This window comes from Streptomyces sp. NBC_01233, from assembly GCF_035989305.1.
In the GTDB taxonomy this organism is placed as follows: Bacteria; Actinomycetota; Actinomycetes; order Streptomycetales; family Streptomycetaceae; genus Streptomyces.
In genome coordinates this window covers 9,316,691-9,322,487 of sequence record NZ_CP108514.1, presented here as the reverse complement: position 1 = coordinate 9,322,487, position 5,797 = coordinate 9,316,691, and the positions used below count along the sequence as shown (strand labels likewise).

At 68.7% G+C, this 5,797-nt stretch carries 2 protein-coding genes and 1 pseudogene; 1 reads left to right on the top strand and 2 read right to left on the bottom strand.

Features of this window, described 5'->3' with window-relative positions; genetic code table 11:
- Positions 1-41: 41 nt before the first annotated feature.
- A pseudogene (locus OG332_RS48050) lies at positions 42-1,868 on the bottom strand (AMP-binding protein); the annotation flags it as partial.
- The gene (locus OG332_RS43160) at positions 1,756-3,744 is read right to left on the bottom strand and encodes a condensation domain-containing protein (RefSeq protein ID WP_327418561.1); all 1,989 of its coding nucleotides are present in this window, start codon (positions 3,742-3,744) and stop codon (positions 1,756-1,758) included. The pseudogene OG332_RS48050 and the gene OG332_RS43160, both read right to left, overlap by 113 nt.
- 902 nt (positions 3,745-4,646) lie before the next feature.
- On the opposite strand from OG332_RS43160, the gene OG332_RS43155 reads away from it, so the two are divergent.
- Positions 4,647-5,726 carry a lytic polysaccharide monooxygenase auxiliary activity family 9 protein gene (locus OG332_RS43155; protein ID WP_327418560.1) on the top strand — a complete coding sequence of 360 codons (1,080 nt, stop codon included), beginning with the start codon at positions 4,647-4,649 and terminating at the stop codon, positions 5,724-5,726.
- The last annotated feature ends 71 nt before the right edge of the window (positions 5,727-5,797 follow it).

Below are 5,797 nucleotides of genomic sequence, written 5' to 3'. Positions count from 1 at the left end.
GAGGGCCCGCAGCTCAGGAGCACGTCCTGCGTGGTGTGGTCCCGTACGAGGTGGTGGATGCGCAGCAGTGCGAGCCACCGGCCGTCGACCGGCTCCGCGGCCGTGTGCACGGCGAGCAGCGGGGCACGGCCCAGATCCATCGTCCCTGTTCCGGCCGCGAGCATCCGCTGCACGGCGTCGCCACCGCCCTGTGGAACGGGGTCCACCTCCTCGACTGGCAGCGTGGCGCGGCGCTGGACCACCTGCACCGGTTCGCGCAGCCCCTCCCACACGATCGCCGTGCGGTAGATGTCGTGACGGTCCACCACCTCTTGCAATGCGCCGAGGAACGCGTCGAGCCGCTCGCGCGAATCGAAGCCCAGGACCAAGGGCATCGCGTACACGTCCGCGTCCTGCTGTTCGCTCATCAGGTGGTGGAAGAAGATTCCTTCCTGCAACGGGGCGAGCGGGTAGACGTCCGCGATGTTGGACGCGCCGCCCTCCACCTGTTCCACGAGCCGCGCGGTCTCGGCCTCGTCGAGGTCCACCAGCGGCAGCATCTCCGGGGTGATCTCCGTGGCTCCCGCGGGGATCAGGTTCGGCGGCACGACGAGCGTTTCCGCCTCGGTCACCTGCGCGAGCGCGGACGGGGTCGGTGTCGCGAAGAACGCCTGCACCGGGACCGGCACCCCCCGCTCCCGCAGAGCGGCCACGAGGCGCACCGCGAGGAGCGAGTGGCCGCCCAGGGCGAAGAAGTCGTCGTCGACGCCGACGCTGTCCACGCCCAGCACCTCGGCGAACGTCCGGCACAGGATCTCCTCCCGTACCGTCGCCGGGCCGCGGCCGCCCTCGGTCGCAGCCGCGGTGAAGTCGGGGGCGGGCAGCTCTTTCCGGTCCAGTTTGCCGTTGGCCGTCAGAGGCAGTTCGTCGAGTACCACGACCGCCGAGGGCACCATGTGCTCCGGCAACCGGCCTGCTGAGAACTCGCGGAGAGACGCACCGAGCCGGGTGCCGTCCTGTTCGCCGGCCGGAACCACGTAGGCCACCAGGCGGGTGTCCCCCGGCGTGTCCTCGCGTGCGACAACCGCCGCCAGGGCGACCTGCGGATGCGTGGTCAGTACGCTCTCGACCTCGCCGGGTTCGACCCGGTAGCCGCGGATCTTGACCTGCTCGTCCACACGCCCCGCGAACACCACGTCACCGTCATCGGTCCACTTCACCCGATCGCCCGTACGGTACATCCGCTCACCCGCCGGACCGAACGGACAAGCCACGAACCGCTCCGCAGTCAAACCCGCACGCCCCACATACCCACGAGCCAACTGCACACCCGACACATACAACTCACCAGCCACACCCACAGGCACCGGCTCAAGCGACGCATCCAACACATACAGACACGTATTCGCCACCGGCCCACCCACCGGCACCACACCCGACACCACACGCTCCCGCGTCAGACGCCCAGCCGCCACACCAACCGTGGCCTCCGTCGGCCCGTAATGATTGAAAACCCCACACCCACCCGAAACCTCCAACAACCGCCCCACCAACGCCGCCGACGCCGCCTCACCACCCAGCACCAACGACCCCGCCGGCACCAAAGACGCAAGCGACACACCCGCCGCCAACGCCTCCAAATGCGACGGCACCACCTTCACACCATCAATACGATGCTCCGCCAAATACCCCGCCACCAACCGGGGATCACCCACCACCCCCTCCCCCAACACATGCAACTCACCACCCGACACCAAACTCCCGAACACCACCGTGTTACCAAGATCCGTCACCACCGGCTGCAACAACGCATACCGGACCCCAACCCCACCAAACCCCACCCGACCAGGCACCGACACCACATAATTCACCAAACCACCATGCGTCACCCCCACACCCTTCGGCACACCCGACGACCCCGACGTATAAACCACATACGCCAACTGCCCCCCCCCCCCCCCCCCCCCCCACCTCAACCCCAAGCGCCGACACCGACGCCCCCGCCACCTCGACAACCACCTCGGGATCATCCAGCGCGATGGTGGGCACCCGGCCGTAGTCGGCGGCCTCGCCGAGGCCGTCGACGAGAACGACTGCCGCCCCGCTGTCGGCCAGCATGTAGGCGATCCGCTCCGCCGGATACGCCGGGTCGACCGGCAGGTACGCCGCCCCGGCCTTCCACACCGCCAGGATCGCCGCGATCATCTGCGCGCCGCGCGGCAGGCACAGCCCCACGACCGATTCGGCCGCCACCCCTCGGGCTTTGAGACAGTGCGCCAACCGGGTGGCCCACGCGTCGAGTTCGGCGTAGGTGACCGCCGAGCCGTCTGCCACCACGGCGCGCGCGTCCGGCGTCCGGGCGGCCTGCGCCGCAAAGAGCTGGGGCACCGTCGCATCGGGCGCCGGGGTCTGGGTCGCATTCCATTCCTCGACCACCCGCCGGCGTTCCTGCGCACCGAGCAGCTCCGCCGCTCCGGTCGTCTCGGCCGGATCCGCCGTCACGAGCCACTTCAGCACGGCCGTCAGGGAGCGTGACATTCCGCGCGCCGTCTCGGCTCCGTGCAGAGCAGTGTTGACGTCGAACGCGATGTCCAGCTTGCCCTCGCCCGCCCGGTCGTAGACGCAGAGCCGCATGTTTTCGACAGGCCCGTTGGAGACCGGGCGCGTGATCGTCTCACAGTCGCCGAACTGCGTCGGGTAGTCGAAGGACATGACGTTCACGAGCAGGTCGAAGAGCGAGCCGCCGTGCGTCCACCCGAGGTCGTGGGCCATGTCCGTCTGCTGGTACCGCTGATACTTGAGGGCGAGACGGATCACCTTGGAGATCTGCCGGACGAGACCCTCGACAGAAGTCTCCCGGTCCACGTGGAGCCGGATGGGCAGGATGGTGGCCGTCATTCCCGGGACGCCCCTCTCCCGCGCCCCGGTCCGCCCCGGGACGGACAGTCCGAGGACGATGTCCCGCTTCCGCGTCGTGCGGTGGAGATAGATGGCCGCCGCCGCGACCACCAGGCCGGCGACGGTGGTCCGCAGCGCGCGGGCGGCCGCCGGCAGCGCACGGGCGAATTCGGCGTCGGCGGCTTCCACATGGCGCGTTGCCAGGCCCGGCAGAGTCTGCGCCGTCGTGTGCCCCCCGCCGGATTCCGACAGGCCGGAGAGCGATTCGAGCCAGAATCTCCGGTCCGCCAGAAATTGTTCCGAGGAACGATAGGAGGCGTCGGATTCCAGAAGAACCGTGACCGACTCCAAGGCCCCTTCATCGGCCGGGCGTCCGGAGAGGAGGGCGGCATAGATCTGCGCCACACGGGAGCTGATGACCGTGGCACTCCAGCCGTCGAATACCAGGTGGTGGATCCGATAGAACCAGAAGTGCCGGTCGGGTGCAATTCTGATGACCGCGTACTTGAACGCGGGCTCCTCCGACAGATCGACCGGGTGGCGAAATTCCTTCGCCATCCACGCCTCGGCGGTGGCGACCGGGTCCGGGACGGAACTCAGGTCAAGGACCTCGACTTCCGCCTCGCCCGCGGGAGCGAAGTACTGGCGCGCCGACTCACCGTCTCCGGTGAACCGCAGGCGGAAGGTGTCGGATTCCTCCACCGCCTTCCGCACAGCGGCGACGAAGAGGTCCACGACCAGGTCGCCTCGGATGTCGAAGTATTCGCCGATGTTGCAGAGGGATCTGTCGGAGGACAGCTGCTGAACGTACCAGACACCGCGCTGGGCCCCCGTCAATTCGTGAAGATCACGCTCGGTTCCAGACACGGCCGCATACCCCCATCATTTCGATCCACAAATTACCGCACGAATGACGCGCGAATTTACGCCATGCAGTCCGCAGGGGAACATCTCCATACCGCTCGCTTCGCATCGGCCGATGACAAGGCCCCAAAGCCGGCGGGAATGCCCTCCGGTGCACAGCTCTCAACAGTCCCCCCAGCTTTACGGTGAGTCACTATGACCCAGGGGCGCTCAGTGATCAATGTGTGCCGAAGTCGTGCGTTCAACTGCAGCGGCGGCGCAGTTGAACGTGCCCGAACCCGCCCTGACAGGCGGCGCCACCTTGAATCCACTGCTCCAAATGCGGCTCCGGAGTGCTAAGTTGGCCCCGCTCCCTGACCGCCGGGTCCCGCCGCGTACCGGGGCTGAGCAGCGAGGAAGCCGCAGCTCCCCGGGGTCAGCGTCGACTGCCGCATCCGCCCGGAGCGGGGCCGCGGCCAGGGCATCTCCGAGAGGGCCTGGACGCCGCCGCACGGGCCCTGCAACGGGACGACGCCGAACGAGCCCTCCTCTTCGACCGTGCCCAGCCCGCCGGTTCCCGGGCCCGTCGCGGCCGCCCACCCAGCCCAGCCCAGCCCAGCCCGCAGAAGGTCCGGCTGCGCGACTCGCGGCGCAGGCCGGGAGACGTGTTGGGCCGTCCGGGTGACGGATCGTCGCGCAGAAACGATCACGTGTGCGGCGCGGCCGAACAACCGTGCCGGAACCCGCAAGGATCAGGAAGCCAAGATCCTCTTTCTTCGAAGGAGAAGCAGCAGCTGTGCGCTCCCGTCGTGCGGGGATGGCCGTGGGGCAGTCCTCGCGGGTGATCGGCGTACGACGGGCTCGGATTCGCTTCCGAGCTCCGCGACCGCCGCTGATCTCCTTTGAATCCGGATGAGAAGGACTTCATGAGCAACAGCACCAACATCCAGGCACCCTCCGGACTCCTGGCCGACATCAGGCACCGATCCGACGGCGACCACCAGATGTTCGGCATCCACCTGCGGTGGCAGATCGGTGACAACCAGCCCGACCACGGAACCTGGCCCCCGCCGGCGGACTGGAACGAAGGCAACGCTCCCTACCCGCACGTCTACGAGGTATGGATCAACGGTGAGGCACGGCAGACGGTGTTCCTCCACTGGCCGGCCTGGGACTGGTCCCCCTCCAACTCCCACTGGGTGGACCTGGGTGAGGAGCCCCGCCCCGAATACCGGGTGAAGATCCGGGCCAAGGTCGACGGCTCGTTCACGGCGTTCACCAACGAGGTCACCGTCGCCGCGAAGGCCGCGGTGGCCTGGTCCGCCCCCCAGAAGCCCCGGGGCGCGCAGTCCGGGGCCGCCCCCGCTCCCCGTCACGGCACGATGAACGACCCGCGCAGCCGGGCCGCCGCCGCGATCAGGGACGAGGACCCGTCTCCGATCTGTGCGAAGGCCCGGGCCGAGAACACCAGCACCACCTGGCAGGAGGTGCTGCCGGGGGCCGACCGGATGCTGGCCGACTATCCCTGGAACCACGCCCTGCGCTACCTGGAGTACCGAAAGTTCTTCGAGGGCAGCACCGTCGCATCGACCGGGAACCCGGCGTTCGCAGGTCTCGACCTGGCTCCCAACGAGGATCTCGGCGACTGGCCCACCACCGAGCTGGATGCCTCCGCCGAAAGCCACACGTTCTCGTACGACTACATGGCCTATCACACGGACGAGACGTGGTCGCACCGCTGGTTCCTCACCCGCGAGGGGTGGGATCCCCGCAGCGGACTCTCCTGGGAGGACCTGGAGCCCGTTCCGTTCCTGGTCGAGGTCCAGGGGGCCCCGCGGGAGGAGGACTCCACCCATTGGGAGTTCGCCACCCTCCCGCCCCGGAGCGGGCGGGCCGCGATCGTGCATGTCTGGGGCGGTCACGGCGGCCCGGACACCCCTGACGGCGGCAACGGCCGCAAGACCGGCGAGTTCTTCCTGTCCGTGTGCGACGTGGTGTTCCACTGACGCCTTCCGGATCCGCGTGCCCGGTCAGGGGGCGCGGAACGGGTGAGGGTCCCTGAGCGGGGCGGCCGCGC

Excerpts from the sequence above, each read along its gene's own strand:
- OG332_RS43155 (WP_327418560.1), top strand. The coding sequence starts at position 4,647 with ATGAGCAACAGCACCAACATCCAGGCACCCTCCGGACTCCTGGCCGAC.